The sequence below is a fragment of the Enterovirga sp. CN4-39 genome (genome assembly GCF_049446235.1).
GTDB lineage: Bacteria > Pseudomonadota > Alphaproteobacteria > Rhizobiales > Beijerinckiaceae > Enterovirga.
This window is the reverse complement of the sequence record NZ_JBMSEF010000031.1, coordinates 13051-30953: the sequence shown is the minus strand read 5'-3', so window position 1 is coordinate 30953 and position 17903 is coordinate 13051. Positions and strand designations below refer to the sequence as shown.

At 67.4% G+C, this 17903-nt stretch carries 14 protein-coding genes, 1 tRNA gene and 1 pseudogene; 4 read left to right on the top strand and 12 right to left on the bottom strand.

Features of this window, described 5'->3' with window-relative positions:
* The 6 genes and pseudogenes from ACO2SS_RS27255 to ACO2SS_RS27230 all read right to left on the bottom strand — a co-directional run.
* Positions 1-538 (bottom strand): annotated as a pseudogene (locus tag ACO2SS_RS27255) (potassium-transporting ATPase subunit B); the annotation flags it as partial.
* Between the two features lie 41 nt (positions 539-579).
* Entirely contained in the window at positions 580-765 is a 186-nt protein-coding gene (locus tag ACO2SS_RS27250; RefSeq protein WP_423281013.1) for a hypothetical protein, read from the bottom strand.
* Positions 762-2474: a potassium-transporting ATPase subunit KdpA gene (gene kdpA / locus ACO2SS_RS27245; RefSeq protein ID WP_423281012.1), complete on the bottom strand. Its 1713-nt coding sequence runs from the start codon at positions 2472-2474 to the stop codon at positions 762-764. The genes ACO2SS_RS27250 and kdpA overlap by 4 nt, the downstream gene beginning before the upstream one ends.
* Positions 2475-2485: 11 nt before the next feature.
* Positions 2486-2575: a K(+)-transporting ATPase subunit F gene (locus tag ACO2SS_RS27240; protein WP_423281011.1), complete on the bottom strand. Its 90-nt coding sequence runs from the start codon at positions 2573-2575 to the stop codon at positions 2486-2488.
* 830 nt (positions 2576-3405) lie between these two features.
* Complete coding sequence (locus ACO2SS_RS27235) at positions 3406-5808, bottom strand: FdhF/YdeP family oxidoreductase (protein WP_423281010.1); 2403 nt, start codon at positions 5806-5808, stop codon at positions 3406-3408.
* 151 nt (positions 5809-5959) lie between these two features.
* A tRNA-Leu gene (locus ACO2SS_RS27230) sits at positions 5960-6043 on the bottom strand.
* A 565-nt stretch (positions 6044-6608) separates the two neighbouring features.
* Here ACO2SS_RS27230 and ACO2SS_RS27225 point away from each other — a divergent pair.
* Positions 6609-6968 (top strand): hypothetical protein, encoded by a 360-nt coding sequence (locus tag ACO2SS_RS27225; protein WP_423281009.1) that lies wholly within the window; start codon positions 6609-6611, stop codon positions 6966-6968.
* On the opposite strand, the gene ACO2SS_RS27220 is transcribed toward ACO2SS_RS27225, so the two are convergent.
* On the bottom strand, positions 6969-8654 hold the full coding sequence (locus ACO2SS_RS27220; RefSeq protein ID WP_423281008.1) for a Na/Pi cotransporter family protein: 1686 nt from the start codon (positions 8652-8654) through the stop codon (positions 6969-6971).
* A 129-nt stretch (positions 8655-8783) separates the two neighbouring features.
* On the opposite strand from ACO2SS_RS27220, the gene ACO2SS_RS27215 reads away from it, so the two are divergent.
* Positions 8784-9050: a hypothetical protein gene (locus ACO2SS_RS27215; protein WP_423281007.1), complete on the top strand. Its 267-nt coding sequence runs from the start codon at positions 8784-8786 to the stop codon at positions 9048-9050.
* Positions 9051-9056: 6 nt separating this feature from the next.
* Here ACO2SS_RS27215 and ACO2SS_RS27210 read toward each other — a convergent pair whose 3' ends face one another.
* A complete protein-coding gene (locus ACO2SS_RS27210; protein WP_423281006.1) occupies positions 9057-9716 on the bottom strand; it encodes a metallophosphoesterase family protein in 660 nt (219 codons plus the stop codon).
* 162 nt (positions 9717-9878) lie between these two features.
* Positions 9879-10430, bottom strand: a complete 552-nt coding sequence (locus tag ACO2SS_RS27205) for a DUF4142 domain-containing protein (protein ID WP_423281005.1) — start codon at positions 10428-10430, stop codon at positions 9879-9881.
* 157 nt (positions 10431-10587) lie between these two features.
* Here ACO2SS_RS27205 and uvrB point away from each other — a divergent pair, with 157 nt between their 5' ends.
* Positions 10588-13359: an excinuclease ABC subunit UvrB gene (gene uvrB, locus ACO2SS_RS27200; RefSeq protein WP_423281004.1), complete on the top strand. Its 2772-nt coding sequence runs from the start codon at positions 10588-10590 to the stop codon at positions 13357-13359.
* Between the two features lie 2 nt (positions 13360-13361).
* Here the strand turns inward: uvrB and ACO2SS_RS27195 are convergent, their stop codons facing one another.
* Both ACO2SS_RS27195 and ACO2SS_RS27190 read right to left on the bottom strand, forming a co-directional pair.
* Complete coding sequence (locus tag ACO2SS_RS27195) at positions 13362-13994, bottom strand: pyridoxamine 5'-phosphate oxidase family protein (protein ID WP_423281003.1); 633 nt, start codon at positions 13992-13994, stop codon at positions 13362-13364.
* Between the two features lie 42 nt (positions 13995-14036).
* Positions 14037-15596 carry an ABC transporter substrate-binding protein gene (locus ACO2SS_RS27190; RefSeq protein ID WP_423281002.1) on the bottom strand — a complete coding sequence of 520 codons (1560 nt, stop codon included), beginning with the start codon at positions 15594-15596 and terminating at the stop codon, positions 14037-14039.
* A gap of 178 nt (positions 15597-15774) precedes the next feature.
* Between ACO2SS_RS27190 and ACO2SS_RS27185 the strand changes: the two genes are divergently transcribed.
* Positions 15775-15936: a hypothetical protein gene (locus ACO2SS_RS27185; protein ID WP_423281001.1), complete on the top strand. Its 162-nt coding sequence runs from the start codon at positions 15775-15777 to the stop codon at positions 15934-15936.
* A gap of 304 nt (positions 15937-16240) precedes the next feature.
* Here ACO2SS_RS27185 and groL read toward each other — a convergent pair whose 3' ends face one another.
* Positions 16241-17887: a chaperonin GroEL gene (groL, locus tag ACO2SS_RS27180; RefSeq protein WP_423281000.1), complete on the bottom strand. Its 1647-nt coding sequence runs from the start codon at positions 17885-17887 to the stop codon at positions 16241-16243.
* Between the last annotated feature and the right edge of the window lie 16 nt (positions 17888-17903).

The following is a 17903-nucleotide window of genomic DNA, read 5'->3' as shown; positions in this document are numbered from 1 at the left end:
TTCCCCCGGTCCCGGCCGAGCGGTCGCCGCCGCTCTCGCGGCTCACCGGCGCGGACTCGCCCGTGATGGCGGATTCGTTGACGGAGGCGATGCCCTCGATCACCTCGCCGTCGGACGGGATGATGTCGCCGGCCTCCACCACCACCACGTCGCCCGGCTGGAGCTCGACGGCGGGCACGCGCTGGAACAGCTCCCGCCGGGTCGGATCGTAGAGGTGCCTCGCCACGACGTCCGTCCGGGTGCGCCGCAGGCTGTCCGCCTGCGCCTTGCCGCGGCCCTCCGCGACGGCCTCGGAGAAATTCGCGAACAGGACCGTGAACCAGAGCCAGAGGACGATCTGGCCGGTGAACAGGAGATCGGCCGCACCCGTTACGACGTCCCTGACGAAGAGCACCGTCGTCAGGGCCGCCACGACCTCCACGACGAACATGACGGGGTTCTTCGCCATCGCGCGCGGATCGAGCTTCCGGAAGGAAGCCGCCACGGCCGGCCCGAGTATCGCGGGGCTGAAGACGCTGGACTGGGTGAGGTGGGACATCGTCTTTACTCCGGGTCTGCGCCCCGTTCGAAGTACTGGGTTCACCGTCCGAGCCAGGCGACCGCGTAGAGGCAGGCCGAGACGAGGAACACGAAGGAAGCGAGGCCGAGCGTCAGCTCGGACCAGCTCGGATCGCGGTGGCGCGCGGCGCGGCGTTGCACGGCGCGGCTCCGGAACATGCGAGCCTCGAGCTCGCGGCGGGTGCGGAACATGGCGGCGGAGGTCATTGTGCTGCGAAGCTCTGGCCGCCGATCATCGAGAAGTGCTCGACGACCGGACCGAGGGCGAGCGCCGGGAAGAAGGTCAGCCCGCCGACGATGAGGATCACCCCGACGAGCAGGCCCACGAACAGCCCGCCATGGGTGGGGAGGGTCCCGGCCGAGACCGGCACGGTCTTCTTGGCCGCGAGCGAGCCCGCGATCGCCATGGCCGGGACGATCATGAAGAAGCGCCCGACCAGCATCGCGACCGCGAGGGTGACGTTGTACCAGAGGGTGTTGCCCGTGAGCCCGCCGAAGGCCGAGCCGTTGTTCGCCGCGGCCGACGTGTAGGCGTACAGGATCTCCGAGAAGCCGTGCGGCCCGGGATTGGCGATGGACGCCACGGCACTGGGCAGGACGGTCGCGGCGGCCGAGAAGCCCAGCATCATCAGGGGCAGGCACAGGATGGCGAGCATCGCCATCTTGACCTCCTTCGCCTCGATCTTCTTGCCGAGATATTCCGGCGTGCGCCCCACCATCAGGCCGGCGACGAAGATCGCCACGATGACGAAGACGAGCATGCCGTAGAGGCCGGCGCCGACGCCGCCGATGATGATCTCGCCGAGTTCCATGTTGATCAGCGGGATCATGCCGCCGAGCGCCGTGAAGCTGTCGTGCATGGCGTTCACGGCGCCGCAGGAGGCCGCCGTCGTGACCACGGCGAAGAGCGCGGAGGCCACGATGCCGAAGCGGACCTCCTTGCCCTCCATGTTGCCGCCCTGGAGCCCCAGCGCGTGGAGCAGCGGATTGCCGGAGGCCTCGGCCCAGTAGGCGACGGCGACGCCGGCGAGGAACAGGATCCCCATCGCGGCCAGGATCGCCCAGCCCTGCCGCTCGTCGCCGACCATCCGGCCGAAGACGTTCGTCAGCGCGGCCCCGATCGCGAAGATGGAGACCATCTGGACGAAGTTCGAAAGCGCCGTCGGGTTCTCGAAGGGATGGGCGGCATTGGCATTGAAGAAGCCGCCGCCATTGGTGCCGAGCATCTTGATGGCGATCTGGCTGGCGACCGGCCCCAAGGCGATCGTCTGCTTGCCGCCCTCGAGCGTCGTCGCCTCGACATAGGGCCCGAGCATCTGCGGGATGCCCTCCCAGACGAGGAACAGGGCGTAGACGACGCAGATCGGCAGCAGCACGTAGAGCGTGCAGCGCGTGACATCGACCCAGAAGGAGCCGATCGTCCGGAACGAAGCCCGCGAGAAGCCGCGGATCAGCGCCACCGCGAGCGCCACGCCGGTTGCCGCAGAGAGGAAGTTCTGCGTCGTCAGGGCCAGCATCTGGCTCAGGTACGACATGGTCGATTCACCGCCGTAGTTCTGCCAGTTGGTGTTGGTCAGGAAGCTCACGGCCGTGTTGAAGGCGAGGTCCGGCGCGACGTTCGCCATCCCGGCCGGATTGAACGGCAGCACGCCCTGCAGGCGCAGAACCGCGTAGAGGATGACGAACCCGACGATCTGGAAGGCGAGCATGGCGGCCGCGTAGGCGAGCCAGTGCTGCTCATGGTTCTCGTCGATCCCGGCGAGGCGATAGAGCCCCCGCTCGACGGGGTTGAGGATGGGCGTGAGCGGGGTGCGCTCGCCCGTGAAGACCCGCGTCATGTAGAAGCCCAGCGGCTTCACCAGCGCGACGACGACCAGGCAGAACAGCGCGATCTGCAGCCAACCGACGATTGTCATGGCACGTTCCTTCAGAACCGCTCTGGGCGGACGAGGGCGTAGGTCAGGTAGACGAGGAGACCGGCGCTCACGATCGCGCCGAGCGTGTAGTCGAGCAGCATGACGTCCTCCTCAGAGCTGCGCGCAGAGCGCGGCGTAGCCGACACTGAGAAGAAGAAAGCCCGCTCCCGAGAGGAGAAAGATCGCGTCCAACATCGCATACCGCCTTCGAGTTGGGCGGAATGTCTTCACGGCCGCATATGAATTCGAGAGCGGATCCGGATGGACTTTATAAAGGCCGTATAAAGATCAGCCGCCTGCCGCCAGCCGCCTCCCCGCTCACCCCGGCGCAGGCCGGGGTCCAGTCACTGGGCACCGGCTTTCGCCGGTGTGAGCGGAATCACGAGTTGACAAACTCAGCATTTATTCCTATATCGTCCGCACTCCCCTCCGGCGAGGGAGCCGCGTGCGCACCGGTCACGTCTGGCGGAGGGGAGGACGGGTCCCGGGGTCTCGGTTCGGTCGGCCGGGGCGCTTGGGCGGCTGACCGGGCGCGTGCCTATGGGGCCGAAAAGACCGTCGCGGGACGCCGGGAGGGACCTGGCAAATCCGCAAATCACCATCACTGAAGGCCGGAGAACCGGCGTCCCGCTCCCCTCGATGTGGAACGAGACCGCTCTTCGACAGTGCCGATGGACCAGACCCCGGGCCGGGGAAGGACGGCGCGTGCCTGCTGGCGGCCGAGCCGCCTGATCCCTCCCCCTCCAGGGGAGGGCCGAGTCGCGCCGCAGGCGCGAACCGGGGTGGGGTTGCGGCTAGGCAGGCAGCCCCACCCGGCCCTCCGCTTCGCTCGGGCCACCCTCCCCTCCGGGGAGGGATCAGATTCCGGGCACCGGCTTTCGCCGGTGTGAGCGCCGACACCCCGCAAGGAGAGAACCTCTCCCCGTAAACGCTAGTCCGACGCCAAGGCCTCCGCCCGCGTCACCCGGACCGGCAGCGCCTTGTAGGCCGGCGTCTTCGATTTCGGGTCGTGATGATCGAGGGGGAAGAGCGGGTTCGTTTCCGGGTAATAGGCGCCGCAAGATCCAGGCGGGATGCTGTACGGGACAACCCGCAGGCCTTGCACCGAACGCCTCGCGCCGCCGTCGAGCGCCGTCGTGAGATCGACGGCGTCGCCATTGTTCAGGCCCAGCCGCTCGATATCGAGAGGGTTCATGAAGACGACGTGTCGCGTTCCCTCCACGCCGCGGAACCGGTCGCTGTAGCCGTAGACCGTCGTGTTGAACTGGTCGTTGGACCGAAGGCTCGTGAGGGTGAGCACGTCGGCGTTCCCTCCGCTGATCTTCAGTTCCGGCTCCAGCCGCTCGGGCGTGAGGAAGTTGGCCTTGCCGTTCGGCGTCACCCATTTGCGCTCGCGCGCCGGAACGGGGCGCGGGATGCCCCCGGGCTCGAAGAGGCGCTTGTTGAAGTCCTTGAAGGTCTCCGGATAGGTCGTCTCGATCGCGTCCCTGACCGTCCCGTAATCGCCCACCCACTCGTCCCACGGCACCTTGGCGTCCGGCACCGTCGCCTTGGCGAGGCCGGCCACGATCGCCGGCTCGGAGAGCAGTTCGTCGCTCGCGGGCTTCACCTTGCCGCGCGAGCCGTGGAAATGCGCGACCGAGCTCTCGATCGACACCGCCTGCGGGCCGCTCGCCTGCTCGTCGACCTCGATCCGCCCGAGGCAGGGAAGGAGATAGGCGATCTCCCCATGCACCAGGTGGCTTCGGTTCAGCTTGGTGGCGATGTTGACGGTCAGGCGCAGCCTCCGCCAGGCCTCCTCCATGGCCTCCGTCTCCGGAATGGCCCGGATGAAGTTGCCGCCGAGGCTGATGAAGGCGGTCACCTCGCCTTTCAGGATAGCCTCGCAGGCCTCGACCGTGGAGTGACCCGTCCAGCGCGGCGGTTCGAAATGGTAGAGCTCCGACAGCTTGTCGAGCGGCGCGAGCCCCGGCTTCTCGGTGATGCCGACCGTCCGCTGGCCCTGCACGTTCGAGTGGCCGCGGATCGAACAGATGTTGCCGCCCGGCTTGCCGACATTGCCGCGCAGCAGCGCGAGGTTCGCGATCATGTGCACGTTCTGGACGCCCATGACGTGCTGCGTGACGCCCATGCCGTAGCAGATGAGGACGGTCTTCGCGTTGGCGTAGGTCTGCGCGGCCTGCTCCATCTCGGCCCGGGTCAGGCCGGAGACGCGCTCGAGCTCGGACCACTCGTGGCCCCGGGCCGCGGCGGCGAATTCCTCGAAGCCGGCCGTGTGCTCCTTGATGAAGTCGTGGTCGAGCACATGCTTCTTGTCGGCGGCCGCCATGGAGGCCGCGAAGGCGACCTCCGCGGCGTTGGTCGGATCGTCCGGGACCGCGTCGCCCGCGGCGACCTTGCTCGCGCCCGATGCCTTCAGGGCGTCGTCGGCCTCGATCAAGGCCTTGCAGATCCCGAACAGGGCCGCGATGTCGCCGCCGCTCCTCACCTGGTAGTATTCCGAGGAGATCCGCGTCTCCTTGCCGGTCAGCATCTCGTCCGGGGCCTGCGGGTTGATGAACCGCTCGAGCCCCCGCTCACGCAGCGGATTGATGCTGACGATCTTCACGCCCCGGTCGACCGCCTCCTGGAGCTGGTGGAGCAGCCGCGGCGAGGACGTCCCGACATTCTGGGCGATGTAGAAGATGCAGTCGGTCTGCTCGAAATCCGACAGGTTCGCGGTGCCGACCGATGCCCCGATGCTCTCGGGGAGCGCCACCGAGGTGCTCTCGTGGCACATGTTGGAGCAGTCGGGCAGGTTGTTGCTGCCGTAGATCCGCGCGAAGAGCTGGTACATGTAGGCCGTCTCGATCGAGGCTCGGCCCGAGGCGTAGAACTCGACCTTCTCCGGTGCGGCGGCCCGCAGCTCGCGCCCGATCTCCTCGAAGGCCTCTTCCCAGGCGACAGGGACGTATTTGTCGGTTGCCGGATCCCAGCGCATCGGGTGCGTCAGCCGGCCCTGCTCCTCGAGGTCGTGGTCGCGCCAGTCCAGGAGCTCCGTCAGCGTGTGCTTGTCGAAGAATGCGCGGTCGGCCCGGCGGGGGGTGATCTCCCAGGCGGTCGCCTTGGCGCCGTTCTCGCAGAATTCGAGAGGGTGGGGCTTTGCGGGCTTCGCCCAGGCGCAGCTCACGCACATGTAGCCTTCGGGCTTGTTCTGCTCGGCAAGCACGACGGAGCCGCGGGCGGCGACATGCTCGCGCACCAGGATCTCGCCGACCGACCTGGCCGAGCCCCATCCACCGGCAGGCCCCGTATAAGGCCGGATCTTCGGATCTGTCTTCGGCTCGCCGGCCATTCTCGTTCCCCTCCCTTAGAAAGCTTCTGAGGAAACTTCCGAGGGAGAGCCCGGTTCGGTCAGCCGGCCAGGCGCTTCGCCGCGCCGCGGACGACGTGCCGTGGCGTGGCCGCCGGGAGACGGAGCGGGCGGAAGGCGCGGCCGCTCCTGATGGTGCCCGTGGAGGGACTCGAACCCCCACTCCTTGCAGAAGACGATTTTGAGTCGTCCGCGTCTACCATTCCGCCACACGGGCCTTCGGCGCTACCTGCCGGGGCTCATTCTTCGTGTCAACCTGCCGCCCCCGGCCGGACCCGCCCGGCCTACCCTCGCGGCAGACCCTGCCGCACCGCCCCTTCTCCAAACGGCCAAGCTCACGTAATCTGCCGCCAGCCGTGGCGCGCCGCTGGCGACGGGAGAGCTTGTCCCGCGAGCTGGTGCTTCCCCGGCGAGTTCGACCCCCCAGCGCTCCCAACCGCCGCGTTCATGGTGCCAGCCAATGCTTCTTCGGCTTCTCCTGTCTCGACCAGCGGCCATCCTGGCATTGGGGCTCGGGCTCCTTTTCACCACGGCGGTGCCTGAGCCGGCCCAGGCCATGTGCGGCGGAAACATCCTGGCGACCTGCAAGCCGCGGACGACCGTCAAGGTGCAACCAGGTTCGGAGAGCCGCTCGAAGCCCCGCAAGCGGCGGCAGCACCAGGCGGCCAGCCAACGCTGAGCGACAGGCGCGCTTTCGCCTGCTAGATCTCCCGGCGATTTCATCCCTGGAGGCGAATCTGAAGCGGCTTGCCCTACTCTCCTGCCTGGTCCTCGCCGGATGCATGTCCGGCCCCGATCAGCGGGCCGCGATGCCGGGCTCGCTTCCACCCATCGCGCGCGACTACCGGGCGACGATCGCCGAGTGGGCGCGCCGCTATTACGTCGAACCCGCGGCGTTGCGCGATGCCGCGCTGAGCGATCCCGTCCTCACGCGGGACGGCACCGGCCGGCTTCTCTGGCTCGTCTGCCTGGACGTCGACGCGGGACCGGCCGCGGGCGGCCGGCAGTTGCAGGCCTTCGGCTTTGCCCGGAACTACGTCTCCGCTCCGCTGGAGCGGAGCGGGTCGAGCCTGAACCGGGAGGATTGCACCAGGATTCCGCTCACGTGGCGGAACTGGCCCGGCATGCGGGCGCGCCGCTGACTACTCGGCCTCGGCTCCGCCAGAGCGGTTCGCAGGCTCCCGGATGCGGGACGAGAGCAGTTCTCCCTGCCCCTGCAGCACCGGGTAGGCCGCGCCGGCGACCAGGTGGTCGTTCACGCGCTTGAGGTCCCGCAGCAGGTCGAGATGGAGGGGACTGGTCTCGGCCGGCGCGACCTCCTTGCCGCGCAGCTGGCCGAAATGGGCCGTCATGGCGCGGGCTTCGATATCGCGGAAAGCCGCCTTCTCGTCGGCCAGGATCCTGGCCGCCCGTGCGTCCTCCGTCATGAAGACGGCGGCGGCGGCCCGGATGTTCGCCTCGAGCCGCTCGATCACGGCCCGCATCTCCGCCTGGTCCTCCCTGGAGAGTTGCACGCCGCGCTTCAGCCGCTTCGCCGCGAGCGCCATCACGTTCTTGTCGATGATGTCGCCGGCATGTTCGAGGTTGATCGAGAAGCGCAGGATGGCAGCCGCCCGGCGGCGGTCCCCCTTCGTCATGTCTTCGACATCCAGCCCCATCACGTAGGTCTTGATCGCGCCGTTCAGCTTGTCGAGCACGTCGTCCATGCGGCGCGTTTCCGCGATGCGGTTGCGATCGCCCCGCTCGAGCGCATCGGAGGCGCCGCGCAGCATGCCCTCCAGCACGTCGGCCATCCTGAGCGCCTCGCGGGCGGCGAGGCCCAGCGCGATCGGCGGCGTCTCCAGGGCGCCCTGGTCGAGGTGCTGCGGCTGGCCGGGATCCGCTGCGTTGACCCGTGTCGGGAACCAGCGCTTGAGCAGGCTCGCCAATGGGCCGAGAAGCGGCAGGAAGAGCAGCGCCAGGACCAGGTTGAAGGCGGTGTGGAAATCCGCGACAGCGCGAGCGAGATCGGGCTGGTAGCGCAGGATCGCCGGCCCGATGAGGCCGAGAAGCGGCAGCACGATCGCCAGCCCGACGAGGCGGTTGATCATGTTCCCGACCGCGACGCGGCGCCCCGCCGGATCCGAGCCCGAGGTACCTTCGAGAAGGGGGTTCAGGGCGGAGCCGATATTCGCGCCCACGATCAGCGCCATCGCGGCCTCGAACGGCACGATGCCCTTGTCGGCGAGGGACATCACCAGCAGGACGACGGCCACGCTGGAGTGAGCCACCCAGGTGATCAGGGCGGCCATGGTGACCGCCACGAAGGGGTCGGTCACGATGAGGCCCAGCATCGAGCGGAGCGACGGCGAATCCTCGTAGGGCGTGAGGATCTCCAGCAGCCGTGCCAGCGAGAGCAGCATCAGGCCGAGGCCGATCGCGACGCGCCCCAGGTCGCGAGCCCGCGTGGACCCGCCGCGGCGGAACATCACGACCCCCGCCAGCACGAAGACCGGCGCGATCCTGGCGACATCGAAGGACAGCACCTGGACGATCAGCGTCGTGCCGATATTGGCGCCGAGCATCACGGCCAACGCCGGCAGGAGGTCGACGAAGCCGCCCGCCGCGAAGGAGGCGGCCATGAGGCCGGTTGCCGTGCTCGATTGCAGGGCGGCCGTGACCCCGATCCCGGCCAGGACGGCCTTCACGCGATTGTCGAGGGCGGAGCCCAGCATGCGGCGCAGATCCGGGCCATAGGCGCGCTGGATGCCGCTCTGGACCATGTGCAGGCCCCAGAGGAGGAGGGCCACCATCCCGGCTAGGTCCAGGAGGGTCAGTGTCGCGCCCATTGTCTCTCCTGACGCAGGCGGACACCTGCGGCATTCCGCTCCCGATCTGATGCGGGCCGTTAGGCCGGCGTCAACCCTGCAGGAGTCCTAATCAGGCCGATCAACTTCGATGTAAGCGGTGTATTTGTGATGCGTACCTATGACTGGGATGCGCCAGCGAAGCTGTTCTTCTGGCCGGCCGGAAACGGCTGGGACGAGGAGGCCACCTACCCGACCCTCGCGGACGCCCTCCAGGCTGCAGCCGAAGGCGAACCCAGCACGGCCTGGATCATCACGCAGGACGGGGACATCATCCCGCCGCGCCGCATCGCCGACCTGCGGGCCGAGATGGACAGCATGCCCCGCGGCCGAGGATCGATCGCACGCGCATTCCTGCCCTGGGCGCGCGCCGCCTGAGACAGGCTACCTGCCGACCTGGAAGAATGCCTCCGGTCCGGCCTGCTCGTCGCCGAAACGCGCGGCCGTGAGCAGGCCGCCATAGACGGCGGCCGTATCCAGGTTGAGCCGGTAGCGCCGAAGGTCGGGGCGACCATCCGGCCGCGGCGTATGGCCGTGCACGACGAACTTTCCGAAATCGTGGTCGCCGACCAGGAATTCGTCGCGGATCCAAAGCCGGTCGTACTCGCTCTGCTCGTCGAGAAGCCGCCCCGGCCGCAGGCCCGCATGAACGAAGTAGCGTCGCTCGTCCTCGAAGCTGACTGGGCAAGCCTCGATCCAGGCCGTCACGTCCGGAGGCATGTCGTCTAGGCCGCGTGCGCCGAAAGAGGCGAGCATCGTCTCGCCTCCGTTCTGGATCCAGGTGCGGAAGACGTCCGGCCGACCGAAGGATCTCAGATAGAGCTGCTCGTGGTTGCCCTTCAGGCAGACCACGTCTCCCCCGCGCTCGTCCTGCAGGGTCCGCAAGGTCCGGATGACCCCGGCGCTGTCCTCCCCCCGGTCGATGTAATCGCCGATGAAGACCAGCCGATGCGGCCTTCCGGCCGCATCGGCTGCGATACGATCGAGCAACTGGCGGAGGAGATCGAGACATCCATGGATGTCTCCGACAGCATAAGTCAGCATTTCAAATGTCTGCGGGGTGGGATCGCCGGCCGTCCGCCGGACCTCCCATGTCCCTAGACTTATAGCAACCGATTAAGGCCGTGTGACCGCGACCTGTGGCTACCGCTCGGCGCTGGATCGCGGTCTAGCGAAGAACCGGCCGGGCGCCGAGATGCTGTGGCCTCACGACTTCTTTTCGGGGTCCTGCTTGTCGAGATCCTGCGCCATCTTCTCGTGATGCTGAAGCGCCGGCAGAGTGCTGTTGGCCCAGGTCTTGAGCTGCTCGTTGTCGCCGCCCTTTCCGTAGCGCTCGAAGAGGGACACGGCGTCCTTGTGAGCTGCAACCTGGTCGTCCAGGTACTGCTTCGTGAAATCGGCGCCGGTCAGGCTCTTGAGCTTGTCCAGCATCTTCTCCTGCGGGGGCAGCATGGCGGCGGGGATCTCGACCTTCACGGTGCCGGCCTGGACCAGGCTCTTCAATTCGCCGGACGTCTTGGTGTGGTCCGTGATCATCTGCTGCGCGAAGGCCTTCACCTTCTCGTCGGTCGCGCGCTCGAGGGCGAGTTGGCTGGACTGGATCTCGAACATGTCGCTCGAGGCGGCCTCCTTGACGAAGTCCTCCGTCTTCGGCGCGATGCCGAGAAGGGAATTGACGCCTGTCCTCTCGCTCAACGACTGGGCATAGGCAGGCCCTGCCAGGGCAAGGCAAAGCGCAGCGGCAACCATTCTGTTCATCAGGTGTTCTCCTTGTGCCTTGAGAACAGAGGTCGACTTTGAGCGGTTCCGGCAGCGGCTGACGAAATGTGAGCTTCGGTTTCCGAGCGAACCGAATGGCGGGCGTTGCGCTCTCCGACCACCTTCCAGCCCACCACGACTCGTCCCATATTCGTGCATGGCCAAGACTCCGAAGAGCGCCGTTGCCGGCGAGGATGGGCGCAGGACGCGCTCTCGAGCCCAGCCGAAGGCGTCCAAGCCCGACCTGAAGCCGCTCGATGCGTATCTCGCCGAGCTCCTGAACCCGGGTATCTCGCGCGGGAACGCCAGTCCCACCGCACCCCAGGCTCCGCAGCCCGAACCGAAGCGCAAACCGAGCAGCCGCCGCGCGAAGGCGGCACCGGCTGACGGGTTCGGCGAGGCGCCACAGGCCGGCTTCGATGCGGGGCCGGTCGAGGATCTCGACCCCAAGCTCGCCGAGGCGCTCGGGCTGGGCACGCCTTCCCTCCCCGCCTCCGACGCGGAAGCGAGCGAGGATGCGACCGACGACGACACCGCCCTGCCCTCGTCGGCGGGAGTGTCTGCGACCGTCAAGGCGCTGTCCGACCTCCTCGAGAGCGGGAACCCGCTCTTCAAGAACGGCAAGCAGTGGATTCCGCACCGGCCGCCGCGGCCCGAGAAGTCGGAAGGCGGCATCACGTTCAAGCTCGTCTCGGACTACAAGCCCTCGGGCGACCAGCCGACGGCGATCGCCGAGCTGGTGGACGGCATCAAGGGCCAGGAGCGCGACCAGGTCCTGCTCGGCGTCACCGGCTCGGGCAAGACCTTCACCATGGCGCAGGTGATCGCCGAGACGCAGCGGCCCGCCCTGATCCTTGCCCCGAACAAGACCCTCGCGGCGCAGCTCTATGGGGAGTTCAAGTCCTTCTTCCCCGAGAACGCGGTCGAGTACTTCGTCTCCTATTACGACTACTACCAGCCCGAGGCCTACGTGCCGCGGACGGACCTCTATATCGAGAAGGATTCGTCCATCAACGAGCAGATCGACCGGATGCGGCACGCCGCGACCCGCGCGCTGCTGGAGCGCGACGACGTCATCATCGTCGCCTCCGTCTCCTGCATCTACGGTATCGGCTCGGTCGAGACCTATACGGCCATGACCTTCGCGGTCACGCTCGGCGAACGCATCGAGCAGCGTCAGCTGATCGCCGATCTCGTCGCGCTCCAGTACAAGCGCACGAGCATGGATTTCTCCCGCGGAACCTTCCGGGTGCGCGGCGACACGATCGAGCTGTTCCCGGCCCACTTGGAGGACCGCGCCTGGCGCATCTCGCTCTTCGGCGACGAGGTGGAATCGATCGTCGAGTTCGATCCGCTCACCGGCCAGAAATCCTCAGAGCTGAAGTTCGTGAAGATCTACGCGAACTCGCACTACGTCACGCCGAAGCCGACGCTGCAGCAGGCGAGCCGGGCCATCAAGGAGGAGTTGCGGCAGCGCCTCGAGGAGCTGAACCGCATGGGCCGCCTCATCGAGGCGCAGCGGCTGGAGCAGCGCACTCAGTTCGATCTGGAGATGATCGAGGCGACGGGATCCTGCGCCGGCATCGAGAACTATTCGCGCTACCTGACAGGGCGCCGCCCGGGCGAACCCCCGCCGACCCTCTTCGAATATTTGCCGGACAACGCCATCGTCTTCACGGACGAGAGCCACGTCACCGTCCCGCAGATCGGCGCCATGTACCGGGGCGACTTCCGCCGGAAGGCGACGCTCGCCGAATACGGCTTCCGCCTGCCCTCCTGCATGGACAACCGCCCCCTCCGCTTCGAGGAATGGGACGCCATGCGGCCGCAATCGATCCATGTCTCGGCGACGCCGGGTCCATGGGAGATGGAGCAGGCGGCCGGCGTCTTCGTCGAGCAGGTGATCCGGCCGACGGGTCTCGTCGATCCCCCGGTCGAGGTCCGGCCTGCCCGGTCGCAGGTCGACGACGTGCTCGGCGAGATTCGCGAGGCCGCCCGCAAGGGCTATCGCACGCTCGTGACCGTCCTCACCAAGCGCATGGCCGAGGACCTGACCGAGTACCTGCACGAGAACAAGGTGCGGGTGCGCTACATGCACTCGGACATCGATACGATCGAGCGCATCGAGATCATCCGCGACCTTCGCCTGGGCGCCTTCGACGTGCTGGTCGGGATCAACCTGCTCCGGGAGGGCCTCGACATTCCGGAATGCGGGCTCGTGGCCATCCTGGATGCCGACAAGGAGGGTTTTCTCCGGTCGGAAACCTCGCTGATCCAGACGATCGGCCGCGCCGCCCGCAACGTCGACGGGCGGGTGATCCTCTATGCGGACCGGGTCACCGGGTCGATGGAGCGCGCGATGGCCGAGACGGAGCGGCGGCGCGAGAAGCAGGTGGCGTATAACCGGGAGCACGGGATCACGCCGCAATCCATCAAGCGCGACATCGCCAACATCCTGGAATCCGTGGCCGAGCGCGACCATGTCCGCGTGGATACCGGCCTGGCCGACCAGGCGGTCACGATCGGGCACAACTTGAAGGCCGTGATCGCGGACCTGGAGAAGCGCATGCGGGCTGCGGCGGCGGATCTCGACTTCGAGGAGGCGGCGCGGCTCCGCGACGAGCTCAAGCGCCTTCAGATGACCGAGCTGACGCTCGGGATCGATCCAAAGGCTTCCCAGCGGGATGTCGAGGCGACGGCCGGTCGCTATGCCGGGCCGCGGAGCGCTGGTCGGGCCGAGCCGGTCGGCAAGGGCTTCCCCAAGCCCGGCCGCGATTCAGGCCCGCGCAAGCCCTCGCTCGACGAGATGGGCCCGCATGCCCGCGAGCTGCCGCTCCATGCCGGCCCGCTGCCGGAGCGTCCCTTGCCCCGCTCCACGGCGGGCTTCGGCGGAGCGAAACCGAAATGGAAAGGACGGCGGAAGGGCTGACCCTAATACAGCCGGGTCCGGTACGCCTCTTCCATCACCTTCTCGGCCTCGGCGACGTCGATCCTCTTCGTATGTGCGGCGATGATCCGGCCGAGCGTCGGGAACCGGTCGCGCTCCACCTGGGCCGACGCGTCCCAGAGCTTGGAGCGCATCAGCGCCTTGCCGCAATGGAAGAACGCCTCGCGCACCTCGACGAGCAGCCCGACCGTCGGGACCTTCCCCTGGGCGACCAGCGGCTCGAGCAGCGCCCTGTCGCGGGTGATCCGCGCATCGCCGTTGACCCGCAGCGTCTCGTTGATGCCGGGCACGAAGAAGATCAGCCCGACGCCCGGCGAGGTCAGGATGTTGCCGAAGCTGTCGACGCGGTTGTTGCCGCGCCGGTCCGGAATGAGCAGGGTCCGGTCGTCGACGACCTGGACGAAGCCGGGTGCGTCGCCACGCGGGCTCGCATCCGCGTTTCCGTCGCGGTCCGCGCTCGCCACGACCAGGAACGGCGAGAGGCCGATGAAGTCGCGGCAGAAGCCGTCCAGTTCCGTCAGGACCTTGCCTTCGGCGAGGCGGTTGACCGGGCCGAAATGCGAGCGCAGCTCGTCACCGGTCTCGATGGGCGCGTCACCGCTCTCGTCGAGGGTCATGGTCGTCTCCTTGCCGTTCGCTGATCGCTCGCGCCGTCCCGCCTATTCCTTGCGAGCTTCGCGAAGGGAGTCGTTGATGCCGATCGCCGTCGTCGCGAGATCCTTGACGTTGCAGCGATGCACCATCGGGAACTCCATCTCTGTCAGCCACAGGATCGGCAGCTCTTCCACCAGGATCTGCTGCGCCTTCTTGTAGAGGTCCGGCCGCTTCTCGGACGGCGCGTTGGCCGCCTCGGCGAAGAGCCGGTCCACCTCGGGATTGGAGTAGCCGCCGTTGTTCACGAAGGGCGAGCCCTTCACGATGTTCGACGAGATGTACTGGCGCGCGACGCCCAGCGCCGGATCGCCATACTGGTAGGGGAAGTTGAAGGTCAGGTCGAAGTCCCACTCGCCGAGGCGCTTGTTCCAACCCGCCACGTCCGACGCCTCGACCTGCACCTTGACGCCGGCATCCTCGAGGTTCTGCTTCACCTGCTCCGTCCAGCGCGTCCAGGTCTCGCCGTAGGGCAGGCCGAGGAGGCGCAGAGTCTCGCCCTTGTAGCCCGACTTGGCGATGAGCTCCTTGGCCTTCTTCACGTCGTGCGGGTAGGCCTTCACGTCGTCCGTGTAGAACTTCGTCTTCGAGCTCAGCGGCCCGGTCGCGACCTTCGCGAAGCCCGACCAGACCACGTCCTTCGAGAACTCCCGGTCGATGGCGTGCATCAGCCCCTGCCGGAACTCCTTGCTCGCGAGCGGCCCGTTGCGAAGGTTCATGATGAGCATGCCGACGGGCGCGAACATCTCGTAGCCCTTCGTCTCCACGCAGGTGTTCGGCAGCTTGGCGAGCCGCGGAACATCGAACACCTCGACCGAGCCGCCGGTCAGGACGTCGACCTCGCCCTTCTCGTACGCGACCGCACGGGCGGCGGCGTCCGGCACGATCCGCCAGTAGGTCTCGGCTAGCGGCGGCTTGCCAGGCAGGTAGTAATCCTCGTTGCGGACCAGGTGGATGTACTCGCCGCGACGCCACTCCTTGAGCTTCATCGGGCCAGTGCCGATCGGCGTGTTGTTCATCGCGTTCTGGCGGGGGTCGCTGCCGTCGTAGATGTGCCTCGGCACCATCGTGGCCGAGCCCGGCTCGAAGATGGTGAGGATCGGCGCGAAGGGCTGCTTCAGCACGATCCGGACCGTCGCGTCGTCCACCTTCTCGATCCGGTCGACCTGCGCGTTGAGGATCGGCCTCACCCGCGGATGGTTGGCCCGGTGGAAGACGTCGAGCGAGAAGACGACGTCGTCCGCCGTGAACGGCTTGCCGTCATGCCATTTCACGTTGCGCCGGAGATGAAACGTGTAGGTCCTCTGGTCCGGCGAGACCTCCCAGCGCTCGGCGAGAGACGGCTGCGGCTCCAGCTTGGCGTCGTAGCGCAGCAGCGATTCGTAGATGTTGCCCGCGACCATCTGCGTCGGGCCGTTCTGGAAGAGCCCGACCATGAGGCTCGGCGGCTCCGGCGCGACGATCAGATGCAGAGACCCGCTCTTCGCGGTCGGCGTGCCTTGCGCCAGTGCCGGCCCCGCCGAAAGAGCGAGAGCGACGGCGAGAAGGGGACCGAGGTTACGCTGCATCGAGTGGATCTCCGGACGGCCTGCACCTAAGGCAGATGCCTTCGGTGCAAGCAAGGGCCGTGCGAAGCGGCACCCGCCCTCCCCGCATGGCGAACGCCGGCGGGCCGCGAACCGTGGCGGCAGAACCCCGGCTCGCTCCATGCGTTGACGCCATGCTCAACCAGCAGGGAGGATCGGTATGGATCAGCAGCAGGGCTGGACGGTCGAGGCGATCCAACGCCTGACCACGATGGCGCGCGAGCGCATTCCGGTCGCGACGATGAGCTTGGCGCTCAAGCGTCCTGTCGAGACCGTGTCCGCGAAGCTCCGCGAACTCGGGATCACACCCGCCAAGACCTGAGAGCTGCTCCCTCGATGGCCGGGCATCGTCTCGGCCATCGAGGATCAGACGGATCGCCCTACTTCTTCACCGTACCCTTCATCGAAGGTGCGGCAGCGATCGTCTTCGAGACTTCCTTCTTCGGCTTCTTGGCTTCCTTGTTGGACCTCATCTGACCTTTGGCCACGAGACCCTCCTCTGCCGGCCGGAGCGGCCGGGTGGCCGGATCCTAAACCTGTGCGCGTAAACGAAAAGGGCCGGCTTGCGCCGGCCCTTCCGTTTGTCTGGATCCCGGGCAGAGCCCGGAGAAGCAGGGAAGAGGACCTTAGAAGTCCATCCCGCCCATGCCGCCCATGCCGCCGCCCGGCATGCCAGGAGCAGCCGACTCCTTCTTCGGAGCCTCGGCGATCATGGCCTCGGTGGTGACGAGCAGGCCGGCGACCGACGCGGCGTTCTGGATCGCAGCGCGGACGACCTTGGCCGGATCGACGATGCCCTGCTGGAGCATGTCGCCGTACTCTTCGGTCTGCGCGTTGAAGCCGAACGTCTCACCGCCGTTGTCGAGGATCTTGCCGACGACGACCGAACCTTCGACGCCCGCGTTCTGGGCGATCTGACGGACCGGAGCCTCGAGAGCCTTCAGGACGATGTTGACGCCAGCCTGGACGTCGGCGTTGTCCGACTTCACGGAGGAGGCCGCCTTCTTGGCGAGCAGCAGAGCGACGCCGCCGCCGGGAACGATGCCTTCCTCGACCGCCGCGCGGGTGGCGTGGAGAGCGTCGTCGACGCGGTCCTTCTTCTCCTTCACCTCGACCTCGGTCGAGCCGCCGACGCGGATGACCGCGACGCCGCCCGCGAGCTTGGCCAGGCGCTCCTGGAGCTTCTCACGGTCGTAGTCCGAGGTGGTCTCCTCGATCTGCGCCTTGATCTGCGCAACGCGGCCCTCGATGGCCTCCTTGTCGCCGGCGCCGTCGATGATCGTGGTGTTCTCCTTCTCGATGCGGACGCGCTTGGCGCGGCCGAGCATCTGGAGCGACACGTTCTCGAGCTTGATGCCGAGGTCTTCGGAGATCGTCTGACCGGCGGTCAGGATCGCGATGTCCTCGAGCATGGCCTTGCGGCGGTCACCGAAGCCCGGCGCCTTCACGGCCGCGACCTTCAGGCCGCCACGGAGCTTGTTGACGACGAGCGTGGCCAGGGCCTCGCCCTCGATGTCCTCGGCAACGATCAGGAGCGGCTTGCCGGTCTGAACGACGGCCTCGAGCACCGGCAGCATCGGCTGCAGCGAGGAGAGCTTCTTCTCGTGGATGAGGATGTAGGGGTCCTCGAGCTCGGCGACCATCTTCTCCGCATTCGTGATGAAGTACGGGGAAAGGTAGCCGCGGTCGAACTGCATGCCCTCGACGACGTCGAGCTCGGTCTCGGCGGTCTTCGCCTCTTCGACCGTGATCACGCCCTCGTTGCCGACCTTCTGCATCGCCTGGGCGATCATCTCGCCGATCGACTTGTCGCCGTTCGCCGAGATCGTGCCGACCTGAGCGACTTCCTCGGACGAGGCGACCTTGCGGGAGCGGCCCTGGATGTCCTTCACGACCGCCTCGACCGCCAGGTCGATGCCGCGCTTCAGGTCCATCGGGTTCATGCCGGCCGCGACCGACTTCGCGCCCTCGCGGACGATCGAAGCGGCGAGAACCGTCGCGGTCGTCGTACCGTCGCCGGCGACGTCGTTCGACTTCGAGGCCACTTCGCGCACCATCTGGGCGCCCATGTTCTCGAACTTGTCGGCCAGTTCGACTTCCTTGGCGACCGTCACGCCGTCCTTCGTGATGCGCGGAGCGCCGAAGGACTTCTCGATGACGACGTTGCGGCCCTTCGGACCGAGGGTGACCTTGACCGCATCGGCCAGGATCTCGACGCCGCGGAGCATCTTGTCCCGGGCGTCAGACGAGAAACGTACGTCTTTAGCTGCCATGTGAATTCCTCACGTG

Coding starts and splice junctions, on each gene's coding strand:
- ACO2SS_RS27250 (WP_423281013.1), bottom strand. CDS start 765: ATGACCTCCGCCGCCATGTTCCGCACCCGCCGCGAGCTCGAGGCTCGC.
- kdpA (WP_423281012.1), bottom strand. CDS start 2,474: ATGACAATCGTCGGTTGGCTGCAGATCGCGCTGTTCTGCCTGGTCGTC.
- ACO2SS_RS27240 (WP_423281011.1), bottom strand. CDS start 2,575: ATGCTGCTCGACTACACGCTCGGCGCGATCGTGAGCGCCGGTCTCCTC.
- ACO2SS_RS27235 (WP_423281010.1), bottom strand. CDS start 5,808: ATGGCCGGCGAGCCGAAGACAGATCCGAAGATCCGGCCTTATACGGGG.
- ACO2SS_RS27225 (WP_423281009.1), top strand. CDS start 6,609: ATGTCCGGCCCCGATCAGCGGGCCGCGATGCCGGGCTCGCTTCCACCC.
- ACO2SS_RS27220 (WP_423281008.1), bottom strand. CDS start 8,654: ATGGGCGCGACACTGACCCTCCTGGACCTAGCCGGGATGGTGGCCCTC.
- ACO2SS_RS27215 (WP_423281007.1), top strand. CDS start 8,784: ATGCGTACCTATGACTGGGATGCGCCAGCGAAGCTGTTCTTCTGGCCG.
- ACO2SS_RS27210 (WP_423281006.1), bottom strand. CDS start 9,716: ATGCTGACTTATGCTGTCGGAGACATCCATGGATGTCTCGATCTCCTC.
- ACO2SS_RS27205 (WP_423281005.1), bottom strand. CDS start 10,430: ATGAACAGAATGGTTGCCGCTGCGCTTTGCCTTGCCCTGGCAGGGCCT.
- uvrB (WP_423281004.1), top strand. CDS start 10,588: ATGGCCAAGACTCCGAAGAGCGCCGTTGCCGGCGAGGATGGGCGCAGG.
- ACO2SS_RS27195 (WP_423281003.1), bottom strand. CDS start 13,994: ATGACCCTCGACGAGAGCGGTGACGCGCCCATCGAGACCGGTGACGAG.
- ACO2SS_RS27190 (WP_423281002.1), bottom strand. CDS start 15,596: ATGCAGCGTAACCTCGGTCCCCTTCTCGCCGTCGCTCTCGCTCTTTCG.
- ACO2SS_RS27185 (WP_423281001.1), top strand. CDS start 15,775: ATGGATCAGCAGCAGGGCTGGACGGTCGAGGCGATCCAACGCCTGACC.
- groL (WP_423281000.1), bottom strand. CDS start 17,887: ATGGCAGCTAAAGACGTACGTTTCTCGTCTGACGCCCGGGACAAGATG.